19 protein-coding genes are annotated in these 25,919 nt (G+C 48.1%); 10 read left to right on the top strand and 9 right to left on the bottom strand.

Annotation, left to right across the window (positions count from 1 at the left end):
* Nucleotides 1–13 precede the first annotated feature (13 nt).
* The 5 genes from GJR95_RS32700 to GJR95_RS32680 all read left to right on the top strand — a co-directional run bounded on the left by GJR95_RS32700 (nucleotide 14) and on the right by GJR95_RS32680 (nucleotide 9,473).
* Nucleotides 14–1,477: a SusD/RagB family nutrient-binding outer membrane lipoprotein gene (locus GJR95_RS32700; RefSeq protein WP_162389859.1), complete on the top strand. Its 1,464-nt coding sequence runs from the start codon at nucleotides 14–16 to the stop codon at nucleotides 1,475–1,477.
* Between the two features lie 28 nt (nucleotides 1,478–1,505).
* Nucleotides 1,506–2,024 carry a hypothetical protein gene (locus tag GJR95_RS32695; protein WP_162389858.1) on the top strand — a complete coding sequence of 173 codons (519 nt, stop codon included), beginning with the start codon at nucleotides 1,506–1,508 and terminating at the stop codon, nucleotides 2,022–2,024.
* Nucleotides 2,025–2,956: 932 nt separating this feature from the next.
* The gene (locus tag GJR95_RS32690; protein WP_162389857.1) at nucleotides 2,957–6,154 is read left to right on the top strand and encodes a SusC/RagA family TonB-linked outer membrane protein; all 3,198 of its coding nucleotides are present in this window, start codon (nucleotides 2,957–2,959) and stop codon (nucleotides 6,152–6,154) included.
* Nucleotides 6,155–6,174: 20 nt separating this feature from the next.
* On the top strand, nucleotides 6,175–7,656 hold the full coding sequence (locus GJR95_RS32685) for a RagB/SusD family nutrient uptake outer membrane protein (protein WP_162389856.1): 1,482 nt from the start codon (nucleotides 6,175–6,177) through the stop codon (nucleotides 7,654–7,656).
* Nucleotides 7,657–7,787: 131 nt separating this feature from the next.
* Nucleotides 7,788–9,473 (top strand): S8 family serine peptidase, encoded by a 1,686-nt coding sequence (locus tag GJR95_RS32680; protein WP_162389855.1) that lies wholly within the window; start codon nucleotides 7,788–7,790, stop codon nucleotides 9,471–9,473.
* Here GJR95_RS32680 and GJR95_RS32675 read toward each other — a convergent pair whose 3' ends face one another.
* Nucleotides 9,474–10,187 (bottom strand): SDR family oxidoreductase, encoded by a 714-nt coding sequence (locus tag GJR95_RS32675; RefSeq protein WP_162389854.1) that lies wholly within the window; start codon nucleotides 10,185–10,187, stop codon nucleotides 9,474–9,476. It abuts the gene before it with no gap.
* A 239-nt stretch (nucleotides 10,188–10,426) separates the two neighbouring features.
* On the opposite strand from GJR95_RS32675, the gene GJR95_RS32670 reads away from it, so the two are divergent.
* A complete protein-coding gene (locus GJR95_RS32670) occupies nucleotides 10,427–11,356 on the top strand; it encodes a porin family protein (RefSeq protein ID WP_162389853.1) in 930 nt (309 codons plus the stop codon).
* Nucleotides 11,357–11,528: 172 nt separating this feature from the next.
* Here GJR95_RS32670 and GJR95_RS32665 read toward each other — a convergent pair whose 3' ends face one another.
* Nucleotides 11,529–12,395, bottom strand: coding sequence for an SDR family NAD(P)-dependent oxidoreductase (locus GJR95_RS32665; protein WP_162389852.1), 867 nt, complete (start codon nucleotides 12,393–12,395; stop codon nucleotides 11,529–11,531).
* An 89-nt stretch (nucleotides 12,396–12,484) separates the two neighbouring features.
* Nucleotides 12,485–13,207 carry a head GIN domain-containing protein gene (locus GJR95_RS32660; RefSeq protein WP_162389851.1) on the bottom strand — a complete coding sequence of 241 codons (723 nt, stop codon included), beginning with the start codon at nucleotides 13,205–13,207 and terminating at the stop codon, nucleotides 12,485–12,487.
* Between the two features lie 75 nt (nucleotides 13,208–13,282).
* Here GJR95_RS32660 and GJR95_RS32655 point away from each other — a divergent pair, with 75 nt between their 5' ends.
* On the top strand, nucleotides 13,283–13,441 hold the full coding sequence (locus GJR95_RS32655) for a hypothetical protein (RefSeq protein WP_162389850.1): 159 nt from the start codon (nucleotides 13,283–13,285) through the stop codon (nucleotides 13,439–13,441).
* Nucleotides 13,442–13,549: 108 nt separating this feature from the next.
* Here the strand turns inward: GJR95_RS32655 and GJR95_RS32650 are convergent, their stop codons facing one another.
* Together GJR95_RS32650 and GJR95_RS32645 are read right to left on the bottom strand one after the other, a co-directional pair.
* The gene (locus GJR95_RS32650; RefSeq protein WP_162389849.1) at nucleotides 13,550–13,759 is read right to left on the bottom strand and encodes a hypothetical protein; all 210 of its coding nucleotides are present in this window, start codon (nucleotides 13,757–13,759) and stop codon (nucleotides 13,550–13,552) included.
* A 50-nt stretch (nucleotides 13,760–13,809) separates the two neighbouring features.
* Nucleotides 13,810–14,271, bottom strand: coding sequence for a MarR family winged helix-turn-helix transcriptional regulator (locus GJR95_RS32645; protein ID WP_162389848.1), 462 nt, complete (start codon nucleotides 14,269–14,271; stop codon nucleotides 13,810–13,812).
* 161 nt (nucleotides 14,272–14,432) lie between these two features.
* Between GJR95_RS32645 and GJR95_RS32640 the strand changes: the two genes are divergently transcribed.
* Nucleotides 14,433–15,455: a Gfo/Idh/MocA family protein gene (locus tag GJR95_RS32640; RefSeq protein WP_162389847.1), complete on the top strand. Its 1,023-nt coding sequence runs from the start codon at nucleotides 14,433–14,435 to the stop codon at nucleotides 15,453–15,455.
* 37 nt (nucleotides 15,456–15,492) lie between these two features.
* Here GJR95_RS32640 and GJR95_RS32635 read toward each other — a convergent pair whose 3' ends face one another.
* The 4 genes from GJR95_RS32635 to GJR95_RS32620 all read right to left on the bottom strand — a co-directional run bounded on the left by GJR95_RS32635 (nucleotide 15,493) and on the right by GJR95_RS32620 (nucleotide 20,149).
* Nucleotides 15,493–16,410 (bottom strand): helix-turn-helix domain-containing protein, encoded by a 918-nt coding sequence (locus tag GJR95_RS32635; RefSeq protein ID WP_162389846.1) that lies wholly within the window; start codon nucleotides 16,408–16,410, stop codon nucleotides 15,493–15,495.
* 69 nt (nucleotides 16,411–16,479) lie between these two features.
* The gene (locus tag GJR95_RS32630) at nucleotides 16,480–17,220 is read right to left on the bottom strand and encodes an SDR family oxidoreductase (RefSeq protein WP_162389845.1); all 741 of its coding nucleotides are present in this window, start codon (nucleotides 17,218–17,220) and stop codon (nucleotides 16,480–16,482) included.
* 243 nt (nucleotides 17,221–17,463) lie between these two features.
* Nucleotides 17,464–18,393, bottom strand: coding sequence for a citrulline utilization hydrolase CtlX (gene ctlX / locus GJR95_RS32625; RefSeq protein ID WP_162389844.1), 930 nt, complete (start codon nucleotides 18,391–18,393; stop codon nucleotides 17,464–17,466).
* Between the two features lie 289 nt (nucleotides 18,394–18,682).
* On the bottom strand, nucleotides 18,683–20,149 hold the full coding sequence (locus tag GJR95_RS32620) for an arginine deiminase family protein (protein WP_162391950.1): 1,467 nt from the start codon (nucleotides 20,147–20,149) through the stop codon (nucleotides 18,683–18,685).
* Between the two features lie 916 nt (nucleotides 20,150–21,065).
* Between GJR95_RS32620 and GJR95_RS32615 the strand changes: the two genes are divergently transcribed.
* Nucleotides 21,066–21,446 (top strand): hypothetical protein, encoded by a 381-nt coding sequence (locus tag GJR95_RS32615; protein WP_162389843.1) that lies wholly within the window; start codon nucleotides 21,066–21,068, stop codon nucleotides 21,444–21,446.
* Between the two features lie 290 nt (nucleotides 21,447–21,736).
* The coding region (locus GJR95_RS32610) for an SdrD B-like domain-containing protein (protein WP_198424764.1) at nucleotides 21,737–25,919 on the top strand (4,183 nt) is incomplete at its 3' end.

Here is a 25,919-nt window from a genome sequence, read left to right as displayed (position 1 = left end):
ATTTGATCTACTCATGAAATTGATAGCCTATAAAAACTACCTTCTCGTCCCTCTTTTTCTGGGAATGGGAGCCTGTAGTAACTATTTAGACGTTAACGTTACGCCCAATAACCCTACATCAGTAACGCCAGCCGTATTGTTGCCTGGTGCTCAGGCAGGCTCTGCTTTTGCGAACGCCAATGAAATAAATCGCTTTTCATCAGTGGTGATACAGCAGTTGTCTGGAGCCGGTAATAACCCAGCTAACTACGATGTTTATCAAACGAACGGCGCTGATTTAAACAACCAGTGGACGGGTGAGCTTTATGATGGAGCGCTCGTTAACTACCAGAAATTAGTTGAATTAGGAGATGCTACGGGTTCAAAAGCTTATACGGGTATTGCCAAAATACTGAAGGCTTATACTTTCAGTGTAGCCACTGACCTTTGGGGAGATATACCTTATTCTCAAGCTTTACAGGGAGAAGCGTTTCTTAGTCCTCGGTTGGATAAGCAGGAGGATATTTACAAAGGCAACACTGCACAGGGCATTCAAAGCCTGTTCGACCTGGTACGTGAGGGTATTAAGGATCTCGATGCTGCCTCGGCAACAAAACCGGGTGCTGATGACCTGATTTATGGTGGAGATCTGGCTAAGTGGAAGCGGGCTGGCAATACATTGTTATTAAAGTTTGCCATGACTATCAGTCGTAAAGAACCTGCTTTAGCAACCAGTGTTATCAATGAGGTACTGACAGGCAATAACTACATCAACGCTAATAGTGGGGATATGAACTTTGCTTTTGGAGCCAGTGTCGGCAGCCAGGACCCTCGCTATACTTATACCAATATCAGTACCTTTAAAGATGACCTTATTTTAAGCACACGGTACTTAAATCTGTTGAAGGGCTTCAACGATCCCCGTCTGCCTATTTTCTTTACGAAGCCGGCAGCTGATTACGTATCGATCGATAATGGCTTTAGGGGTACTTTGCCACAACCCATAACGAGCTGGTCACGGTATAACAAATACGTTGTTGGTAATGCTGGTGAAGGCCCTGTACGATTGGCAACAAACTTCCAGCGGGCATTTATTCTGGCTGAAGCAGCGCTTCGACTGGGTACGCCCGGTGATCCACAGGCGCTTTATACCGAAGGCATCAGAGCATCGATGACGCTGGCCGGGCTTACGGCCGATCAGATTAATGCCTATCTGACTGCAAACCCAACGGTAGCAACGCTAACGGGAACCAATGAGCAAAAGATTGCTCAGATTATCACTCAGAAATACATTGCCTTTACAGGAAATGGATTAGAGTCTTTTAATGATTACCGTCGGACAGGATATCCCGTTCTGCAACCTTCGCAGAACGCGGCTGGTATTGATGGCACCCGGCCAGTTCGGGCAGTATATATCAATGCTGAGCTTCAACGGAATACAAACTTCCCCAATCCCGCTCCCCAATCGAATGTCCGGGTATGGTGGGATGTCGACTAAAACTTAAAGACTTCAAACACGCAATTGCATGAAAAATATAATCATAAATCTGTTGCTGCTTGCTTTGGTAGCTGGTAGTAGCTTCTCCTGTAAAGATGACCAGGTATATAGTGACCTGGTTCGCGATAACCGACCGGCAGTTCCAGTAACATTTCCGGGAGCAACAACGTACGGATTTAATCCATACATTACCAGTTCTCTGGCAGCCGGTGGTGCGATTCAGTTTACCTTGTCTATACCCGCAACCAGTGGTCGTACGATTAAGGAAATTACCAAAGTGGTAGGCGGAGCAACAGGCATAAACGTAGCGACACTAAATGCAGCCACAGCTACGACAGCTTATAATCCAGCTCCTATTGCCGGTAGCGGCACAACAGCCGTATTCACAACGACTATTGCTGATTTTAAAAAGAAGTACCCAACGGTACCGACTACACCAGCAACACAGGCGAACACGTTTACCGAAATTCAATTCCTTTTTCTGGTAACACTTGATGATGGCACCCAAATTGTTCCTGAACCTGTTCGGGTAAGAATTGTGGCCTAATTAACGCTGCCAGACTAGTATAAAAAGCCCTCCAGACGTCTGGAGGGCTTTTTATTTTCAATAGTTTTAGAGCTTTCACTTTGAGCTGTTTTGAATGGTATTAAATCAAAAGCCCGGCAATGAAGGCTCATATCAGCCCGTTTTCCAAGGCAATTTATATATAATGTTTTTCATAATTAGTTACTACACGCAGCTACTCTGGCTTATTTTTTTCAAGCAGATTAATTGTTCTCTAGACTAAGTATTTTCCCTAAATAATTCAATTTCACCAAATGTTAAACTATTATTTTTCAAGTGAAAAAAGTCAAAATAATTTATTCCAAGTAAGGAAATTTAATTTTAGTTATTCGTATTATATCAGCTTATTCAATATTTTCACCAAAATTAATAGGGCACTTAATTAAGTATAAATAACTAATATCAATCCTTGCACCTTACAAAGTAAACTCGTTATGCCTTATCTGTATCAACGTCACTAATTTTTTCCGACGGCATTTTACATTACAGCGGTGTATTTAGGATTAAAAGCGACATTAAATCCTGATTAACAGCAGTATTAAGACTTTAGACGATGCTAACAGGCGAAGGTTCATTTTCTGGATTATGACTGATAAAATTTTATCTAAACAAGGGAGGCCTAAATCATTTCTATAAAACTCATCATCTACCAATTAGTAAATAAACACCAACCAAAAGCCATTATATATCTATAGTAATTAGCTCTAATCCATTTCAAGAAAACCTAGTCAAATTGGCTTTAATAGATGTTAGCCAGATTAGTTGAAGCTTTTTATTTCTATCATCAGCTACAGTATGCCTTATCGGAATATTACAAAAATTTCCTAAATCACAGTACCAATATTGTTATTCTACATACTAACTTTGTACTCCCATTTTGGGATTTTTAAAATGTTTCTAACAACTACTGTTTTATGAGCAAAATTTTATTGGGAAGTTGGCTGCTTTCGCTACTTTTCTGTTTGCCAGCTCTGGCGCAGGATGTAACCATAAGCGGACGTGTCACTTCATCAGACGACGGGTCTCCCCTACCAGGCGTGACCGTACAAATCAAAGGTGCTACCCGTGGCACAAACACCGATGCACAGGGTAATTACAGACTAACTTCTCCAGCCAATGGCCAGTTGGTTTTTAGTTTTATTGGCTACACGACACAGGAAGTTCCCATCAACAATCGATCAACAATCAACGTCGCCCTCGCTGGCGATTCTCAGCAACTCAGTGAAGTAGTCGTAATTGGTTATGGTACCCAGAGCCGACAGGACGCTACCGGTAGTATTGGATCGGTAAAAGGGTCGGCGATTGCTCAGATGCCTATCCAAAGCTTTGAATCGGGCCTGGCAGGTCGTACGCCGGGGGTTCAGATTACCGTTCCGAATGGTGTACTTAATAACCCTCCCGTTTTCCGGATTCGCGGAACAAACTCCATTTCGCTTAGCTCGTATCCGCTCATCGTTGTCGATGGTGTTCCTACATTCACCGGTGATCAGGGTTCTACAAATGCTCCCAGCAACCCGCTGGCCAGTATTAATCCGAACGACATTGAGAGCATGGACGTAGCCAAGGATGCGGCTGCAACTGCTATCTACGGAAGCCGCGCTGCGAATGGTGTCGTATTTATTACCACCAAACGGGGCAAATCGGGTAAAGTAAAGGTTAACTACGATGGCTGGGTAGGCTTTTCAGACACCTATCGTTTGCCTGAGATGTTGAACGCCAGCCAGTATATTAATTATAAATCGGCGGCAGTAGCCAATAACCCCACGGCATCAACCGTAAAGTTTACGCAAACCAACGACGCCAATGGAAACCCCATCGATACGAAGTGGTATGATTACATTTATCGGAAAGCGGTTTCGCATAGCCACAACCTGAACATTTCGGGTGGTAGCGAGAACACAAACTACTATTTCTCAGCGGGTTACACAGCTCAGCAGGGTATTATCCGTAAGAACGATTTCAACCGCATGAACGTGCTGTTTAATGTCGACAGCAAGCTTAGTAAATTCTTTACCATTGGTGGCAAAATCGCTTATTCTAACGAGAGAAACCTTTCTGCGGGTTCGTCGGGATCGTTGAACGGCGAATCGTTCAATACCAGTGGTCTGGGGCGTGTTGGTCTGGTGTTACCTCCAATTCTGTCTCCGTACAACAATGATGGCACTTATAACCTCAACGGATCAGCCATTGGTTTTGCCAATAACATTGCTGGAACTTCTGTTTCATACCCCAATCCAGCCCCAATGATAGACCTGAACCGGTCTAACACAGAAAATGATCACATCCAGTCTAATGCTTATCTGCAATTCAAACCGCTGGATTGGATCACGCTGAGAAGTACCTATGGTATTGATTATCTGCTGGTTGACAATGACCTCTACCAGTCGCCGATCACCAGCGACGGTTACGCCAGCAATGGTAATGCCACGGCTAACTTCCGTAAGTTAAAAACATGGTTATGGACAAATACTGCCCAGTTTGACCGCTCGTTTGGTGGTGCTCATAACTTTAGCCTTCTGCTTGGTCAGGAACAGCAACGCACGACCCAGACAGGCTATGGCTTAAACCGCATCAACATTTCTGACCCAAATTATACGGTGATTCAGGCCGGTTGGGCAACCAGTAACGCATCAAACGCGCTTTATACCGAAAACTATCTGTTATCGGTTTTCGGCCGGTTGAACTACAACTTCAAAGAGAAATACTTCCTGAGTGGCAATTTACGTCAGGATGAATACTCGGCGCTGGGGGTGAAAAAAGGAACCTTCTATGGCCTTTCGGCTGGCTGGGAAATCTCCCAGGAAGGGTTCTGGAAGTCGGCTCACTTAGATAATGTGTTCAGCAACTTTAAAATTCGGGGCAGCTACGGTAAAGTTGGGAATATAGGTGGCATCAACGATTACTCACCGTATTCGCTCTATGCGTCCGGTCTGTATGGCGGTGTGCCAACCCTGTATTTCCAGAGTGTGGGTAATACGAACCTGAAATGGGAAACCAGCACTAAAACTGATCTCGGCTTTACGTTTGGTTTGCTCAACAACCGGATTACTGGTGAGCTGGCCTATTACAAAAACGACATTAATAACCTGATTCTGAACGTAGCTCAGGCTCCATCTACGGGTATTCCGGGACCACTTGGCCCGGTTACGACTGTCGTATATCCTCCGCAAAACGTTGGAGCGATGTATAACAAAGGACTTGAGGTTTCGCTGAATGCACGGGTTATCAACACCAAAGCTTTTCAGTGGTCGTCGAATTTCAACATAACCTTCAACAAAAACGAAGTGACGGCACTGGCTCCTGGGCTTAATGTAATCCAAACCTCTACTGGCTCTCTGGAAACAGTGAACCAGACGGCTCCCGGTTACTCGCTTGGCCAGCTATGGGTCGTTCGTACGGGTGGTGTTGACCCGGCAACGGGTAAGCGGATCTTTATTAACTCCGCTGGTCAGAACGTTTATTATCAGTATTATGCCCCAACCGGTCAGTTCAACTACTCGACCACGCCAGATGGAAAAACCCGTTATGTAAGCCCAACGGGTGGTTCATCGATCACGCAGGCGGCTGATGGCGTGATGTACGCCAACGTTAACCCCAAAGTATATGGCGGCTGGGACAATAATTTCAAGTATAAGAATTTCGACCTGGGCGTACTGCTTACCTATCAGTTAGGTTTTTATGTCTACTACGGTACCAATGCGGGTCTGCACGATCAGCGTTTCTGGAACAACGCTACCGATGTACTGACCGATGCCTGGCAAAAAGAAGGAGATACCGGCAAAAAATATGCAAAGCCCGTATTTAACGATAACACGTCTAACGGATCGGCGTTCCCGATGGATATCAACGTGTTCAAAGGCGACTTCCTGAAAGTACGGTCCCTGACTCTGGGTTATACGCTTCCAGCGGCCCTGCTGTCGAAGGCGAAAATCACGAATCTTCGCTTTTATGTGAGCGGCCAGAACCTGGGCGTACTTACCAAATACCCAGGTCCTGATCCTGAAGTATCGTCGAATGGCTCGGGGGTTGGTGGTAACAGCAGCCAGGGCGTTGACAGAAATACGGTCGGCAATGCCCGCACCATCACCATTGGCCTCCGGGCTGGCTTCTAATTTTGACAGGAAGAGATATCATGAAAAAGAAAATAAATAAGTCAATACTAGTTTGTCTGACTCTGTCACTGTTGGGACTCAGCTCCTGCGACAGGACTCTGCTTAATCCCATTCCCCAAACTACCGTTCTTGACGCTTTGGCCCTGAGCACACCTACCCGTGTGCAGAACCAGGTACTATCGCTATACGGAGCGTTGAAAGATGGGAATTTCTACGGGGGTCGATACGTGATTTACGGCGACATTCGGGGTGAGGATTTCATTAATGAGACCTCTAACCTGGTTACTGGTTCGGATGTATGGGGCCTGAATGCAACGAACAGCGCCACGGCTGTTGTCAACTTATGGTACTTTGGTTACCTGACCATTAACAAGTGTAATCTGTTTCTGGATGGTATGGCGGCTGGAGGTTCTACCGTTGTTGGCACCGAAGCAGCGGCTAAATACATTGCCGAAGCTAAATTTGTTCGGGCTTTAAGTTATTATAGCCTGCTTCAATACTATGCCCGTCCTTACGTAGATGGCAATGGCAGCAAACCCGGCCTTCCACTTCGGTTGACAGGTATTAGCAGCGTTGGGCAGTCAAATTTAGCCAGAAGTAGCGTTGCCGATGTTTACGCGCAGGTTCTGAAAGATTTGAACGAAGCTGAAGCAGCATTACCCGCTACCTATGCCACAGGCTCAGATAACACAACCCGTGCTCATAAGAATACCGCAATTGCATTAAAGACACGGGTTTATCTGACCATGCAGAATTACGCCAGTGTTATTACGGAAGCGAATAAAATCGTTAGTGCAACGGCCCCCTTCAAGGCCTCGACGGGTGTAGCCAACACCTTACAGCCTGATATTACTGCGATATTTACCAACTACACGACTCCAGAATCGATCCTGTCTATGCCTATGACATCGACAACGGGCGATTTTCCGGGTACGCAGAACCAGCTGGCTTATTATTATTCGCCAAGCTCGGCAAACGGTGGTGTAGGTAATTCGGAGTATTCGCTGAACGCAAAAGGAATTATTGCGGATACAACCTGGCGGGCCGCCGACAAACGGCGTTCATTTGTGAAGCAAACAGGTACAACAACCGCAAAATACTGGCTGACCAAGTATAAAGCCGGTAGCCCGTTTACCGATTACGTACCTGTTATGCGCTATTCCGAAGTGTTGCTGAACCTGGCTGAAGCCAAAGTTCGAAGCACCAACGCCATAGATGTACAGGCTGTAGCGCTGCTGAATGCCGTTCGTAATCGTTCGGATGCCACAAAAACCTATACAGCTGCCAGCTTTGCCACATCTACCGACCTGATCAATGCTATCCTGCTGGAACGGCGGATCGAATTTTTAGGCGAAGGCTTACGGAACAATGACCTGATGCGTCTGTTACAGACAATTCCGGCAAAAGGAACAGTACCCGCGAAAGCACCATCGGAACCAAACTATATCTGGCCGATATCATCGTCTGAACTGGCCCTGAATTCGTTAGCTACTGATAATTAACTCAAGAGAATTACCGGTTTGTAAGAGGTTATCTCAAACGGGATAACCTCTTTTTTTTATGCCCGATCTGCCTTCACTACTCATCGAATAGACAAACTATTTCGTATTTTAGAGGAGCAACAATTTTCTTTATGAAGAACTTCCGCCCTGCGCCTGTCATAAAAATTAGGTATATCATCTGCTTTAGCCTGTTATTGCATTCGATTGGCATGCAGGCTCAAGGCGTATCAGGTCAGCCTCCCCGAAACTGGCCTTATCTTGACCCTACCGCCGATTCGGTAGCCGGTATTAGCTTGTATAAGGCCTATGAGTTACTGAAAGGCCGAACCTCTGTTCCGGTTGTGGTAGGTGTCATCGATTCGGGGGTGGATCTTACGCACGAAGATTTGCGGGATGTCATCTGGTCAAATCCTAACGAAATCGCTGGCAACAATACTGACGATGATAAAAATGGCTATACCGACGATCTGAACGGCTGGAACTTCATGGGTGCCAAAGACGGCACGACCTATGAATACGACCAGCCCGAAATCACTCAGACGTATACCCTCCTGAAAGACAAATACGATCAGGCAAACCGCGCGAACCTGTCTCCAACTGAAAAACGGCAATATGACACCTATCAGGCGGCCAAAAAGCTCTTTCTGCAACGCTATCAGGGAGTGCGTTCTAAACGGCTGGCCTTCGCAGACACGGCCCAATTCTGGAAAGTAGCTGCCCGGATTGGTACGCTTTTGCCAGACAGTGTACTAACGCAAAAAGCGATTCGGACTGTTGATGCTGGAAACGATTCAGTAGCGCTAGCTGTCCGTGATTTGCTGGCTAGTGCTTACAATCCAGCCTTTGGATCATTCCTGGCCTATACCAAATTGGTCCGGCTGAACTGGGCGCGATTTAGATTAGTAACCGCCAGTGATGCCGACATTGCCTACAATCCAGCGTATAATCCCCGTCTGGCGATTGGCGATAATCCGGCTGATCCTACTGAACGCTATTACGGTAGCCCTACTTTGGTCATTGGCCAATCGCAGCAACTGGCCGTTCATGGTAGCCATGTGGCGGGTATCATCGCGGCCAAACGCGGTAATGGCATTGGCATCGATGGTATTGCCGACAATGCCCGCATTATGATGGTTGCCGTTGTTCCAGCCAACGGCGATGAGCGCGATAAAGATGTAGCCAATGGTATTCGATATGCCGTTGAAAACGGCGCCAAAGTCATCAACATGAGTTTTGGCAAGCGTTTATCTCCCTTTAAAGAGCAGGTCGATGCAGCTATTCGGTACGCCGAAGAGCACGATGTGCTGATTGTTCATGCCGCCGGAAACAACGGTGAAAACTTCGACTCAATTCCGGCTTACCCATCGGCCCGCTACGAGAATGGCCAGATAGCCCAAAACGTCCTGGTTGTGGGCAATAACACCTGGCGCCTTGATGGAGGATTAGCCGCCCGGTCATCGAACTATGGCCTACAAACGGTCGATCTGTTTGCTCCCGGTACCGATATTCTATCGACCATTCCTACTAATCAGTATGCCGTTTTTTCGGGCACAAGCATGGCTGCCCCCCATACGGCAGGGGTAGCAGCGTTGCTTCGGTCTTACTTTCCAAGCCTGACTGCCGTTCAGGTAAAAGACATTCTCCTGAAAAGCAGTTATAAACCCGGTATTGTTGTGCGCAAGCCTGGCCGATCGACCCAGCAGGTTCCATTTACCAGTCTAAGCAGAACAGGGGGGCTATTGAATGCATACGAAGCGGTGAAGCTGGCCTTGGCCAGTACGCCTGAACAGCCCGGTGGCCCGGCAAAACCACACTGATTACCAGTCTATTTCTCGTTTGTCGTGCCAGAATTTACCGGTTTCATGCTGGGGAGCATCCGTAGCGAGCCAAACGATGGTTTCGGCCCCTTTCTCAACAGGGCGACTGGCATTAGTACCTCCCATATCGGTACGGACCCAGCCTGGATCAACGCAGTTTACAGCAATTTTCTGGTTTCTGAGCGCTCCGGCAAACTGCTTTGTTACCGCATTCAGGGCCGTTTTCGAAATACTGTACGCCGGGGCATAGGTATCCATATCATTCAGGGCTCCTGCTCCACTCGATACATTAATGATACGGCCACCAGAAGGGCTTTTTGCCAGATAAGCCAGAAAATCCTGTATGACCATGATTGGCCCGCTAACATTCGATTTGAATGTGCGGTCGAGTAATTCAGGGTTCAGTTTCACGATAGTTTCGCCGTGGTCTTCCAGAATACCGGCATTATTGACCAATATATCGAGATGATCCGCTTTCTGCGAAAAGGTACCGCAGGCATTTCTGATACTGACTGGATCGGTCACATCGAGTTGTATAAATGTGGCCTCATAGCCTGCCCGGCACAACTCTTCGGATGCTTCGCGGCCTTTTGCCAGATCACGGGCACCAATAAAAACGGCAAAGCCACGTTGGGCTAATTGTCGGGCAACTTCTTTTCCAATGCCTTTATTAGCTCCGGTGATCAGAGCCGTACGCTGATGTTCTGTTTTCATAATCGGGTTAGTGATGGAGTAGTAAGTGCAAAAACAGATCTTTATTATATGGTCAAAAGACTGTATAATTCGGAAATGTTTTCAACACTGACTATACACTCTGTTACTCGGGCAAGCTGCAAAATGTTTACAGAAAAATAACCGTATGCTCAACCCGGCTACCGTTTCCTCATTGTTGTTACCAGATTTATTACCTTATCGACTAATCTTACAGAATTATTTAAATGGCTCACTACCCAATGAAACCGCTGAACATTCTGCTAAGTCTTGGACTGCTATTGCCTGTCTTAGCAGAGGCCCAAGTCAGCCCAGCGACCCAACCCGCAACAACGACATCCCAATCGACAACCCTTAATGCCACTAGTCGCCCGTCTGTTCGTCCCCCCGCGACCCGCGCTGCCAGTCCAGACGCCACTACCCCGTCGACATCGACAGGTTCGAAACCCAACCGAAAGCAGGAATTATACGATCAATATCACGGCATAACGAAAAAGCCAACACCACCTCCACCAGCACCAGTGACTCCGGTAGTTGTAGCCAGCGAACCGGCTCCTAAGGCGGAGGCACCGGAACCAACTCCAGCCATGACCAGCGCTCCGGAGGAAACACAGGTAGCTAACACAAATGCAAATTTCCGAATTGGCATACGAGGTGGCGTTACTTATCCTGTTTATCTGGAAAAAGTTGCAGGATCTGACCCAGCCATCAGTTTTGTTGGCGGTCTCGTCATGCAGTTTGGTCGCGGCAAATTCTCTTTTCAACCCGAGATCAATTATAGCCGGATTACACAAAAGCTGTCAAGTAGTGGTTTTGGAGCTGTAGAATCAAAATACGCTGTCGATCAGGTTGTTGTGCCGCTACTATTCAAGATTTCGACTGGCACGTTTGAAGGAAACCGCTTTTTTGTTAATGTCGGTCCATATGGTGCCTACCTGGCCAGCACCAGTATCAACGGCCTTAAGCGTGAGGTTCCCAGTAACGTGGGCCGCTTTTCGTTTGGTGCAGCGGTGGGTGTTGGTGCCATGTTAAAAGCAGGGCCTGGCCACGTAACCATCGAAGCCAGGGGTTTATATAATCTCGGCAATAGTACGGATGGTATTGTCACTGATTCAAAAACGATTATTGCAGAAGGCACGCTCGGCTATGTATTTCCGCTGGGTGGGCGCTGATCAAACTTCTTTATTATCTCATAGAGTGGGTTTTTGGAATGGCGGTGACTTCTGGTCACCGCCATTTTTGTTGTTCCTTAACGAGACACAAATGGCCTTTCGCCAAACCCAATACCCCGTGCCACGGTTCGAACCGTGGCACGGGGTATTGGGTTTGGCGAAAGGCTTCTGATTAGCTTACGCTTTCCTTCGCCACATAGGCTAAGGTGCGCTCCCATAGCCAGTCGGCATTCTCGTCGGTTGCATCCCGATTGGATGGTGACTTTGGGCGACTATCGGCAAAATAGGCTCCGTTGTTACGTTCACCAATGGATTTGAGTGGAGCTGATGCCAGAAATACAGACGTTTGCGCGCCGACTTCGGGCGTTCGCATAAACGGCCCGGCTAACCGAAAGAGCTGCCCTACCAAACCGGGAGTGTCGCTCCCAAAGTTGGTTCGTACGGCTCCCGGATGCACCGAATACGATGTAATGCCCGTTCCGGCCAATTGACGGGCCGCAGCTTTCGCAAACAATAGATTTGCCAACTTATCGTCGCCATACGCAGCCCATGACGAGAGTGTATCGATGTGCCGAAAAAAACGAGCCTTACGGCCCATGGCATGGGCTCCGGATGATAAACTGATAATACGCGCGTCGCCCGTTTGGGCCGCCGTTTTTTTGAGCAGATCCAGCAAGTGATAGGTCAATATAAAATGCCCGATATGGTTGGCATAAAACGACTTTTCAATCCCGTCGGCAGTAAATTCGATAGTAGCCGGTGTATATCCGGCATTATTGATCAGCACATTGAGCCGCGTATAATCGCTCCTGATTTTCTCGGCTGCCCGGCGTACTGAGTTACCATCAGCCAAATCGACCGTCAGCAAATCGACCCGGACTGCCGGGTTAGCTTTCCGCACTTGGGCCTGTGCATCAAGCCCTTTTTGTTCATTGCGGCAAAGTAGAATAAGATCGAACGAACGTTGCGCCAGCGCTTTTGCAGTAGCCAGTCCAATTCCAGCGTTGGCTCCCGTTATGAGAGCTGTTTTGATTCCCATAGAGATGAATTACAGATAACGTACGGGATGCCTGATGGTATTGTTTCACAAAGCACCTCTACTTTTAAGCTGTAATTCAGCCATTTTGTTTAGCCTTGCCTGCGGATTTTCGACATGCCAGTTGCTTCCTGCGACGTTACGGTCGGGTTTCCCGAATAGGTGATCGAACTAACTCCATTTGCCGATGCCGACAGTGTTTCAGTTACATGAATGTTTGCCTGACTAGCGCCATCCAGTTCAATTGTTGCGCGGGCAATTGTGAGCTTGGTAGCATCTAATTTACCTGCGCCACTTAACCGTATTGTAGCGCTGGTTGCCGTTCCCTGAATCGTTGCCTTCGATCCTTGCTGAACAGTCAGTTTCAGGCTCTTTGCTGTGATAGGAGCCGTCAGATTACTACCCGTTTCTACGGTTGCTGTCAGGTTATCAGCCTGAATGGGCAGATCGGACGTAACTGAACAGCCAGTGCTGACCAAAACCTGATTCAGTTTCGGAACATGAATCGTGACCGTTACGCCCTTGGTATTTTTGAAGCGCGTATTTTCGTTGAGCATCACGGTCAGTTCGCCATTTTTTACGGTAGTCACAACGTGTTCAAGCACATTGCTTTCGCCTTCAAGCTCAGCCTGCCCGGCACTGCCAGCCGTTATGCGCACCCGCATACCCACACGTACGGACAGCTTTGTAAAACTGCCGATCGTTCGTTGTTGTTTCACAATCTGTCCATTGCCAACAATACCATCCTGCGCATTGACGGTTTGATTAAAAAGGATTGTCACAGCGACAAAAAAGCCAGCGATAAGGGTTTTCATACGTGAAAAGAATTAATTGTTTATCACCCGAAAGATGCAATTATTTGGGTAAATGTTGTCTCTAAATTTCGGAATATGATCCTTTTCAGCTTTTCGCTGGGAGCCGTGCCAGGGTTACTGATATTGCTCCTGATAACCACGGCTCCCAGCGAAAAGCCTACGTCGAAAGAATTTGTTAATCTGGTTTACCAATCGGCTCAGAATACAAAGTGTCTGCTCTACTGCCATACATAAAAAAAGAGCCCCATACAGGACTCTTCTTTCGTAATGAATGGGTAGGTCGGGTATAAGCCAGAAGCCAGGATGTAGTGCGTTACGGTACCCTGTCTCCTGGAATATACCTTAAAAAAGCAGCTTCCAGCCGTTAAAAAAGAGATCTTTTCCAGGTTGTCCAGACCAATGCTTAGTCGTATCGTCGGCTTCGAAGACGTGCGTCTCTTTTTGCTTTACGATTGCCGAAATGCCTTCTTTAGCTAATGACCGGCAAATATCTTTTGTGGTGGCATCGCCTTTGCCAATCATCAATCCGATGGTTTCGTTGTCAGTTTTCATAGCGGTCAGTAGTTATATTGTTTGCACATACAATAAATTTCACAAAAACTTTACAGGCTTTCGCCCAGTGCCTGGGTAGCCTTAAATACCTGTTGTGTAAGCCGGCATACGTCGGTTTCACCGAGCGCTTTCGAATAACGTTCTCCTACCCGGTCCCAGGCCTGAGCAATAGCGGGTTGTAGCGCTTCGCCTTCTTCTGTCGGATAAATCAAGGTCTTCTTGCCTTCTGATTCGCGACGAACCAGGTGCTTCAGTTCCAGTTTTTCAACCAGGCGTGTAATAGTTGATGGGGTTAAATACAGCGTTTCGCTCAATTGCGATGGGGTGATCCCCGGCTGACCAACAACTTCACACAGTAAATAGGCGTGCGAGTAGCACATGCCAAACTTCCCAAATTCCTCGTCACCAATGGCTGTAATGGCCCGAGCCAGCGCATTGGCAGAAAACAGCAGGCAAGCACTAAACCGGGTTTCGGCTTTCTGGTCCTGCACTACTTCGCTCATTGCATTCATAGCTTTCTTTCAGATTGGTGAAACAAAGGTAGTAGATGATATTTGTATGTGCAAACAAAAATGTAAAAAAATGTAAAATTTGATTCGACTACACGTCTAAAACCCACCCTATTCAGTACCGGATGCTTCAATAAATCCGTTCTCTTTTGTTTCTTTACGGCATGACCCAACTCAAAGCAGCCATTATTGGTGGAGGCAACATTGCCGACAGTAACCACATTCCCGCCCTCAAACAACTAGCAGAACAGGTAGAGATTGTAGCCGTTTGCAGCCGCGATCTAAACAAAGCCCGCGCTCTGGCCGATAAACATGCTATTGCACACGCCTTTGCCGACACAGCCGAACTCTATCGCCAATGCGCGCCCGATCTAGTGGTTATTTGTACCCCCAATTACCTGCATTATCCCCAAACAATGGAAGCGCTGGAGCAGGGTTGCCATGTGTTCTGCGAGAAACCTCCCGCTCTGGCCGCCCAGAATGCCCGCGATATGGCCAATCTGGCAACCAGCAAAGGACTAACGCTGGCTTATAATTTTCAGCTTCGGCAAACGAGCGAATGGGCATTGCTGATGCGTTGCAAAACCGACGGACTACTGGGTTCTATTTACCATATCAAAGCCCATTTTCTGCGTCGGCGGGGCATTCCGGGATGGGGTTACTTTACCAACAAAACCATGCAGGGCGGTGGTGCGTTAATGGACCTCGGTGTGCATGTGCTCGACCTGGCCTTGTGTGCTTTGGACTACTCCACACCCGATCAGGTTTTGGGCAACACCTATGATTTTATCGGGAAAGCGGGCGGAAAAGGGCTAATGGGGACCTGGAATCCGACAACGTTCGAGGTCGAAGATGCGAGTACCGCTTATATTACATTTCCGAATAAAGCATCGATTATGTTATCGGCTTCGTTTGCCCTGAATACACAAGCTGACAAAGACCGGAATCTGGAAATTTTTGGTAGTAAGGGTGGTGTGAAGTTATTTCCGTTTACGCTTCATACCGAATTGGCGGGTGAACTGGCGGATGTTCAGTTCCCGTATCTGGAAGAAACCGATATTCAATTGAAAAACACAGCCGCTTTTCTGGATGCCTGTCAGGGAAAACCGTCAACTGTTTGCACCGGCGAACAGGGCGCTATTTTACAGGAAATCATCGAGCGCATTTATCAGTCAGCCGAATCGTAATCGGTTCTCATGCTCCCCGAAAGTTGGCTAGATCCGTTTAGACAAAAGACTGCCGGAATTCTACCGGAGAGACTTTTGTCTTTTGCTTAAACAGTTTGTTGAATGATTGGGGATGCTCAAACCCCAGCCTGTAAGCAATTTCGGCAACGGTCAGGCTACTGGTACTTAAACTATCTTTAGCCTTTTCAATGAGTCGGTTATGGATATATTGTTGAGTACTTTGGCCCGTAAGCGACTTTAACATGTCGGTCAGATACCGGGGCGAAACCGACAGATAGTCCGACAACTCCTTAACCGACGGTAATCCAGTGAGCGATGCCTGTTCGGTATCCAGCCGAGCGGCCAGATAGGCATCCATTTTAGCGATCAAATCCGTGTACACAACTTTACGGGTAATGAATTGCCGATTGTAAAAGCGATTGCTGTAGTTAAGCAACAACTCAATTTGTGAGACCAGTACATCCTGACTGAACTGATCAATACTGCCAGCCAGTTCATTGGCTATCGTATCGAAGAGCGCACTGATAATCTTTTTTTCTTTGTCCGCTAAAAACAGGGCTTCAGAAACACCGTACGAAAAAAAACCGTATCTGTTTATTGCTTTGCCAAGTGGATAATTCCGGACGAAATCCCGATGAAAATAAAGCGTATAGCCGTCATAACTGCTTTCTTCGCCCGACATCGTAACGACCTGATTAGGCGCCAGAAAAGCCAGACCACCTTCCTCAAAGTCATAGTAGCCCTGCCCGTATTTTACCTGGCCTCTAAAATTTAGCTTAAAGGATATTTTGTAGAAATCGATGCTGAATGATGACCCCGCATCGGCCAGGCTTACCGCCGACTTTTCGTAGTTGACTAACGCAATGAGCGGATGTAGCGGTTTAGGTAATCCCAGACGTCTCATCAACTCCGAGATGCTGTTAATGACATGTAGTTTGGGAGCCAGGGCTTTCATTTTCAGGGAACATTGTTAGAGGTAGGGTAAGTTGATTTGGCTCAATCCTACCTCTTGATGACGAACACGTTAATCCTGTGCAGTAGGGCGAATAACTATATCGCCAACTTCTACGCTTGCGGGTTGTTCAATGGCGAACGCAACGGCGCGGGCAATCGCATCCGGTGAAATAGCGAGCGTTTCCATATTTTTAGCGATGGCGGCCTTTATGTGGGGGTCTTTCATATGGTCAGCCAGTTCGGTCTGTACAAACCCCGGTGATATGCCAGTTACACGCCACTGCCCTCTGGACTCCTGGCGCAACGCTTCGCTAACCGTACGAACAGCATTCTTTGTGCCGGCATATACGCCCTGCATGGGTACGATCTTAATCCCGGATGTTGACATAATGTTGATAATATGCCCCGAGCCCTGTTGACGAAAAACGGGTAGTGCAGCGGCAATACCGTAGAGCACACCTTTAAGATTCACGTCGATCATCTCTTCCCAGCCATCAACATCTATGTCGTCGATACGGGATAGCTGGCTCATTCCAGCATTGTTAATAATAACGTCAAGTTTGCCGTAACGCGCACAGGCCAATTCGACAAGGCCCAATAAATCACTCTTTCGTTTAACGTCTGTAAGTATATAGGCTGCCTCTCCGCCCATTGCCTTAATCCGGTCGCTAAGTGCCGCAAGGCGATCTGACCGACGTGCGCCAAGCACGACTTTCGCACCTCGCTTAGCAAGCAGGAGCGCAGTAGCCTCGCCAATGCCGCTACTTGCACCCGTGATTGCCACAACCTTACCGTCAATTCCATTTTCCATACAAGTGCTTGTTTTGGTCAGTTTTTACACTGCAAAATTCCAAAACACGAGCAGTCGAAATGTAGCCAAAACAGCAAAATCTGTAGTCTGAATGTCAATGGCTTATCAGGCACTGAACCAGCACGACCTTTATTAGTAGTATCCTCGTCCTGTGCTGAGCCCCGTAAACTCACTTCCTGACCGTTTTTTTCACGCTTAGACTTTTGCGTAAAATACCGTCCTGGTTTTATACGGAGGTGTTCGTTATTTCCTTGGCAAATGCACTTCGGCCATCATGCAACGCGCAGAACCTCCGCCATTGCCTTCAATCATCGATAAATCAAAATGCAGTAGCGTAGCATAGTCATCGATCTGATCAATCTGTTTGGGCGTCAGTGATTCGAAGGCGCGGGTAGACATCACGAGCAGTTTCTGGCCTTTCTGAGTCTGAATCATCAGCATGTTTCCGGCAAAACTGGCCATTTGTTCCAGCGTAATATCGATCACGCGTTTATTGAGCCGCTCAAGTTCCTGGCGTACCATAAGCCGCTCATCCGGATCGCTGATGGCCGACAGGCAAACCACTGCGAACGTATCGCCGATACACATCAGTACATTCGTGTGATAGACAGCTTTACCATTCGCATCAGCCGCCCGGAACGACACCGTCCGATAACCCGTCTGATTGGCAAATTCGGCCAAGACATCAGGATGGGTCCGGGGCGACAGACTGGCAAAAGCTACCCGGTTCATTCGATCCAGAACCATACTCCCTGTACCTTCCAGATATTTTCCTTCCTTCTCAAAATAGGTCAGGTCAATGACTTTAGCCACGTGAAACCGCTCGGCAAGGTCGTTAATGATATCGGGTCGGCGTTCGAGTCGACGATTTTCTGCCTGCATCGGATAGAGCACAACTGTTCCGCTGGCATGGAATGATACCCAGTTATTGGGGAAAATAGAATCCGGTGTATAAGGATCAACAGTATCGTCATATACCATCACATCTACCCCAATAGCCTGAAGCTGGCGCACCATTTCGTCGAATTCGCGCCGGGCATCCTCCTGGGCTACATCCTTCGTCTGCGCAGCCAGTTTAACATCCTGAAACGCATTTGACTCGGCAGTTTCGGGGTTAAACCCAAAGTGAACGGGGCGAATCATTAAAATACGGGAAGTAGCTTGTGATTGCATAGTAGTCTATGAGTCGGTTAGTCAGTTAGTCAGTACCACTGAATCAGTCAGCAAATTAGCACTGATGAATTAATTGTTCAACGATTGCACAAAAGCGTAACTCATCTTTGCTGGTTCTTCGGTCATAAATACGAATTAAATACGCTGGCCTTCCTGACTATATCCTGGCCAAAAAGCAAGATAACTCATTGTACGAACCTCATTTAGGTGATCGGTCAATGTCAGAAAACCAGGCAAATTCTATTGAACTTCTTCGACCAAAACGTCAGCACTACATCAACTTACGAACTCAAACTTCTTCTCTTAACAAAGGCAGGCTCATACAGTGCGATCCCCCTCTGGCCCTCGACAGTTCGGCCGATGGAAGCATGATAAAGGTATTTTCAATTGTTTCCGGAGATGACTCCCCCCGCTCAAAACGCTCCAGCAATTTAGCAGCGGCAACGACTTCGAAACCCGCGCCCCGAAATGCCTCAGCGGTTTTTTCATTGCGATCGTATCCGATAACAACACCGTCTTTCAGGGCCAGCAGGTTACAGGAATCGGTCCATTGTTCCCGCGCTCCGAACGGAAATTCATTGTTACCCGAATAGATGAACTGCACAGGGTCAGTGGCCCCCAGATCGTTTTTGCTAATATCGGCCAGCAGGTCCTCAAGATTTTCGATTTCGATGGGCTTATGCTCGAGCCCTTTAATAAACTGGAGTATTTTCAGATCTTCAGATACATCTTTCGGCGCGAAAAAATGAATGACATCCCGCTTTTTTGCCTCGTCGCCCGTACGGGCAAGCGAACCCAGCAGCACCCATACATTCCGTTTCACCTGCGTAAAGATCGTGTCGATATGCATGTAGTCGCGCTTCTTCGGAATTTTAAGAATCGTGACGGTGTCTACCAAATTCTTATCAAACACTAAGCGCATCACCTGCTGTGCAGCGTATAACGTTGTGCGTTCACTTACGCCAATCATCAGGTGGCGTTGCGCAATCATCATCACATCTCCCCCTTCCAGTGTGGAGCGGGTTACATCGCGATTTACGTCGGCATCCGGCAGCAAAAAGGCGTGTTCGTTATCAGGAATCTCAATGATTTTATCCTGATAGTTGGCAAACAACGGGTGATTAAAGAAAATATACTGAGTCAGTAAAGCTTCACGGGTTCGCGCCAGTTTAGCGGGTTTGTTCAGCAGGATATGATCGTTGATAACGATGCCAATGTCGCGCGTGAAGATGAAGTTCGGCAACGGGGCAAAGAGCATTGTCAGGTCAGGCAACGACCCCGAAATCATTATTTTGGCCAGTTCGGCCGGATCGTACTGGTTTAGCTGCTGCTGAGTGCGGAACGATGTGCGTTCGATGCCACAAATAGCGGCAATCAGCCGTATGCGAATGGATTCGTCCTCCAGAATATCGGCCAGCAGGCGCTGAATATCGATCACCTTATCCGACTTAAAATAGTCGTCGTGGTCAGGTTTAAAGAACGACCTGTCAGAGTCGGGTCCGAGGCTGGCCACTTTGCCCCGTACTTTATCAGGATCAAGGAAATATAACAGAATCTTAACGTAATAATCGTACTCATCCCGACGCATCATGTCGAGGTGTACAATATCTTCAAAGAGCCAGTCCTGTGCTTTTGAGGGTATAACTTTACCTAGTCCCCGATCAGGACTGTGAATAAGCAAACGCTTCAGTGTACCAATTTCCGACGAAACATGAATGCGCTGTGGAATAACCGGCAGAGTACTATTTTCTGCCATGATTAACTCAACAGACGCCGTGTTATTTTGATTGTTCATGCGCACATCCGGCTTCCGTTTACTATCGGCCCCGGATTTGCAAGGTACGGTTTTGGCTGGGTAAATGAAAAGGTCCGTTCAGGTTCGACCATAAGCCCAGACGATCTCCGCCAGCTACATGGAAACCGATCAAACCACCGTTTTAGCTCATCGTCAATCTGCGTTAACTCCCAGTTTTAAGCTTGCTGGCCCAGAAGTAGACCGGGCTCGTGTTCATCAAACGTTTAAGAATAGACTTACTCATTGATCACCATCTCTCCAGATCTTAATCCAGTTGAAGAGTGCTTAAAAGAAGTGCTCGCTCGTTTCTTCGATCAGAATTTACCGGTCTACACTAAGCTTATACTACTGTTAATGAGACAATTACCCGATTTATCAATAGCCTGATAGAAGGGAATGGCTCTGGCATTGCCTTTAGACTACGCAATACTTGACGGGGTCTGACATAAGCAAATTGCTATCCAATTGTAACTTCTTAGCTTTTCCAGGTCAGCTTTCGCATGAGACGGGCGATGGTTTCATACTGCTAAAAAGCATTTTCATATTATTTTCTTCAGTTTATAGAAGCCTAAAAAGCTTAGTACCTTTTTTTTCATCGCCAAGGCATACATCTTGATCAATACCCTAGTGGACAGAATTCAAATAAAATGTATGACTACTGCTAATCACGGCACCACCTTTCATTACTGCTTATCGATAAAGTGCGATTAAGGAGTGCCTGGATTCCGATCTATGCCTGCTCAGTTGCCCATTCCGGCCTCTAACGATAGTAGCCAGCTACATCCAGGAGAACTGAATTCCCGAACGGCACTAGCCTCATAACACTACGATCTGGCACATCAACATTTACCATGCAAGTATTTTACCCACTGTAACTATGAAGTTCCTCTATCACGTTCAGTTCATTTTCCTTCAGATTCAGGAAACGAAAACCCACTGGAACCAACCCTTATTCCGTTGGATTCTCAGTACGACATCCCCTTTACTCAATATCCTACCCGGCTTCCAAACGGTAGCGCGGGCCTCAGGCTGGCAGGGAAGTACTCCGCCAATCAATGGGCCCTTGATGCTAAACCATTCCAGTCAGCAGTCGTCAGGAGCTTCTTTTAACGCTGACGCTTCGCTCCCGGCTCAGGCGATTCCGCCCAACGCGGTAATTGTCTCTTCGCTGGCGGATTCAGGGACTGATCAGTCCTATACGGTTCGGGTTGATAACGATTCGGGATATAACATAGATAGGCCAGCAATCACTTATTAGTACCCTAACCCTAAAGCCTTAGGCCATTTAGCGGCCTTACTGCTTTCTCCAAATAGGTTGTTTTTACCCTGAAAGAGTTTCCCTAACCAACCATTTCATCGCGTGCGATAACCAGTTAGGAAGGGATCTCTTTCATCGTTTCAATCTGATCTTTAGCTAGTCACCCTATCATTCCACTGACTACTCAACGCCATCCCCAGGACTGGCAATCACTGGTCACCAGGAGTACTAGAATCGATGAGCTAGCCTAAAAATAAAAGTCAATCAACGGCACTATGTCCCCGTTTTCTATGTCAAACTTTACTCTATTCATTCACCAGACTCAAGCTGGCAAGTTGGCCAGCAGCCCTGTATCGGCTGCCACAACAGGCGACTCCCAGCCAGCAGGGGCCAAAAGCGTCTCGATACCCGCCTGGTCTACGATAAAGCAATCACTTGGGTTTATCCTTATCAGTTACTTAATAAGTATCTTTCCTTCAGCCATTTACGGCCAGGGGGTAGAGATCCAAAAAAGTGTATCAAAAAGTACCATCAATCCACAATCGGATTTCACCTACACTCTTAAGTATAGCTGTACCAGTATTACTGATCCCTGTCAGGATGTGGTGATTACCGATAAGTTACCTCAGGGTGCAACGGAGGTTAGGCTCTTTTCGCAGATAGGTACGACCTCGTATAATGCGACAACCGGGATTGCAACCTTTACTTTGGGAGACCTACCTGCCGGGACAACTGGACAAGTAGAAATTAGACTTCAGGTCGACGGAAGTATACCCGGTGGTACTGTATTACCCAACAGTGCTACTGTTACTTCAGGCGGAACACCCATTGTTAGTAATAGTGTATCCACGACCGTTAATACCCAGCAAGCTACTATTCTAAGGAAATTGACTGGTAGCACCAATTCGGCTGGTAGCAATGTATTCTCACAGGGTTCTGAAGGCTATTATTTATTTGACTTTAGTAATTCTGGCAATACCTCATTCAGCAATTTCTGTTTAGCAGATTCGACGCTACCTATACCCGATAAACTGCGGGTTACATCCATTCAAACAGGGGAATACAATAATTACTGGGGGGATGCCGTACCCGAAACGGTTACGGTTTCTTATAAAACGAATCTTAACACCAGTTACCAAGACCTATCTGGTTCGCCCTTTTCAACCAGCGTATCGTCTTCAGTAACACCGACATTAGCCGCTAATGAATACATTACAGCCGTAAAGTGGTGTTTTAATGGAACGGCACTACCAGGCTTTAGTGTCCTTAAGGAACCTACTATTGTCGTCGCGGTAGCGGCTGATGCTCCGTTGGGCGATTATCAAAATTGCTCGACGCTTAACCAGGACGGTACAACAGTCCGTCAAGCCTGTGCCTCATTCACAGTTAAAACGCCTGTTAACGGAGCCATTACTCATATCATTAAGACCAACGGCAATCCTTCCAATACTACACCAGGAGATACCATTACGCATACAGTGACCATCACCAATTTGGAGTCGGCAACTCAAGGCTTGCAGAACGGCAGAGTGCATGATGGATTCATAACCAACAATTATGAATACGTACCCAACTCCTGGACCTACACCGGTCCAGGTTCGCCCCCTACGTTTACAACGACTCAGGCAAATGGTAATACGTATCTGAATTGGACCCTAACCGGTGAGCTTCCTGTAGGTGCTCAAATGCAGTTGTCCTACAAATTAATCATACGTCCTGGCAATGGAGGTTTCCTACCGAATAGTGTTCTCGTAAACGGATCGAATGTTTATTCATGTTCGGCCCCAACTGTAGGAGCTGACTCCTGGGATTTGGATCAGGATGGGGATTTTGAAGAAACCGTCTGCATTGGTTATTCAGAGTTGTTGGTTCGTTCATTAGCCCTGTTGAAATCTGAGAAGTTGGTAAAGGGGCAGTTAGATGCTGCTTATTCCAAGTACCCTGCTTATGGGCAAACCGTTCCGGGTGGCCTGGCCGATTACCGGCTCCGCGTTTCCAACGACGGAAATGTCCCGATGAAGAATATTGTCATTATTGACGTCTTACCCTTCATTGGCGATAAAGGCGTATTGGATACGCAAGACCGACTCACACAGTGGCGGCCCAACTTGGCTGGTCCTGTAACGCCACCCGCTGGTGTGAGCGTTTATTATTCGACCCAACCCAACCCATGTCGGCCCGAACTTAACTTCAGCCCTGCTGGCTGTACGAATGCCAACTGGTCGACTGTACCTCCTACGGATATCACCACGGTTCAGTCTCTCAAGTTCGATTTTGGTAGTATCGTTATCCAGCCCGGCGATTCACTCTTCCTGGCCTGGCCAATGCGCGCACCAACTGACGCACCCACCAGTGGCGAGATTGCCTGGAACTCTTTTGGCTATATTGCTGCCCGTAACGATAATAATGTTCAGCTTCTGGCCGCCGAGCCCATCAAGGTGGGTATTCAGGTTAACCCACTGATACCCGCTGTCTATGGTGACTTTGTTTGGCTCGATACCGACAAGGATGGTGTTCAGGATACTGGAGAACCAGGTATATCAGGCGTGCGCGTTGAACTTTACAAAGACAACGGAGATGGTATATCAGATAAAAACACCGATACCTATGTCGGATTTACGGTCACTGATGCCAAAGGTCGTTACCTCTTCTCCGGTTTACAAGCCGGCGATTATTATGCTATTTTTTATCCACCTTCTGGCTATGCTATTTCACCTAGCCTGGCCGGTAGCAACCCTAGTGTAGACTCCGAAGGAACCATTGCTGCGGTCACTCATCTGGATGCCGGGGAAACCGACCTAACCTGGGATTTGGGCATCTTCCCCAGCACTGCCTGCAATGTGCAGATTACTAATGTTACTGTTAGTGATTGTAATTACTCGGGTGGAGTGAGCCGGGCCACCGTCAACGTATTTGTGACCTGGGCCAATGCACCAGCAGGACAGGACATCACAGTGAGCTTGGCAGGAGCTACTGCTCAAACTATCGATGTAACCGGCGCAGCTACCTCTCCAGTTCTGGTCAGCTTCACCATTGCAGCTGACGGAGCTAATCATGCTATCACGGCTGGCTTCGCTACGGTGGCCTGCCAGGACAACAGTTCCATACTATCTCCTCAACCCTGTGCGCCAGCGGTTTGCTCAATTGGCCTGACTAATGTGCTGTTCGGAGCCTGCACAGGCACCAAACGACAGGTAAATGCAACGGTTTCGTGGAGCAACGGTCCCCAGGGAGAGAACATCATTGTGACCTGGGATGGCGTACCCGTAGATACCATTCTGGTTTCGGGAGGTTTGGGTTCTCCTCAGCCGACAAGCTTTTATGTAACAGGAGGAACCGGCAACCATACGCTTTCAGCCAAATTCGCCAGCAAGGCTACTTGTTCAGCTTCAGTTTCCAACTTGACGGTAGCGGCTTGTGCCTTACCGTGTAATATAACAGTCAATGCCACTTCGACCAGCATCTGCGAAGGCCAAACCGGCACGCTTACCGCTTCGGGGGCCACTACCTACCTGTGGAGCAATGGCGCTACCGGCTCGTCCATCTCCGTCAATGTGGCCGGCACCTACTCGGTGACGGGTACCACATCAGCGGGTTGTTCGGATGTGGCCACCGCCACGGTCACCATCAACCCCGTCGCTACCCTCAATGTCACATCCGCCACCGTCTGCGAAGGCCAGACGGGCACCCTTACCGCATCGGGAGCGACCACCTACCTGTGGAGTAACGGGGCCACTACGGCTTCCATCAATGTCAATGTAGCCGGCACCTACTCGGTGACGGGCAACAGTGGCTCGGGTTGTACCGGGGTTGGATCGGGCATCCTCTCGGTCAGCCCTCCCCCCACCGTCAACGTCTCCTCCATCAGCATCTGCGCCGGACAGACGGGCACGCTCACCGCTTCAGGAGCATCTACCTACCTGTGGAGCAATGGCGCCACGGGCTCATCCATCTCCGTCAATGTGGCCGGCACCTACTCGGTGACGGGTACGACGACAGGTTGTTCGGATGTGGCCACCGCCACGGTCACTATCAATCCCGTGGCCACCCTCAATGTCACCTCGGCTACCGTCTGCGAAGGCCAGACGGGTACCCTTACCGCATCGGGAGCGACCACCTACCTGTGGAGTAACGGGGCCACTACGGCTTCCATCTCGGTCAATGTGGCCGGCACCTACTCGGTGACGGGCAACAGTGGCTCAGGTTGTACCGGGGTTGGCTCAGCCACCCTCACGGTTAGCCCACCCCCCACCGTCAACGTCTCCTCCATCAGCATCTGCGAAGGCCAAACCGGTACGCTCACCGCATCCGGAGCATCTACCTACCTGTGGAGCAATGGCGCCACGGGCTCGTCCATCTCCGTCAATGTGGCCGGCACCTACTCGGTGACGGGTACGACGACAGGGGGGTGTAGTGATGTAGCTACCGCCACGGTCACCATCAATCCTGTCGCCACCCTCAATGTCACCTCGG

The sequence above is a fragment of the Spirosoma endbachense genome (assembly GCF_010233585.1).
Taxonomy (GTDB): Bacteria; Bacteroidota; Bacteroidia; order Cytophagales; family Spirosomataceae; genus Spirosoma; species Spirosoma endbachense.
Note: the sequence above shows the minus strand (reverse complement) of the source record. Positions and strands in the feature narration are given on the sequence as shown.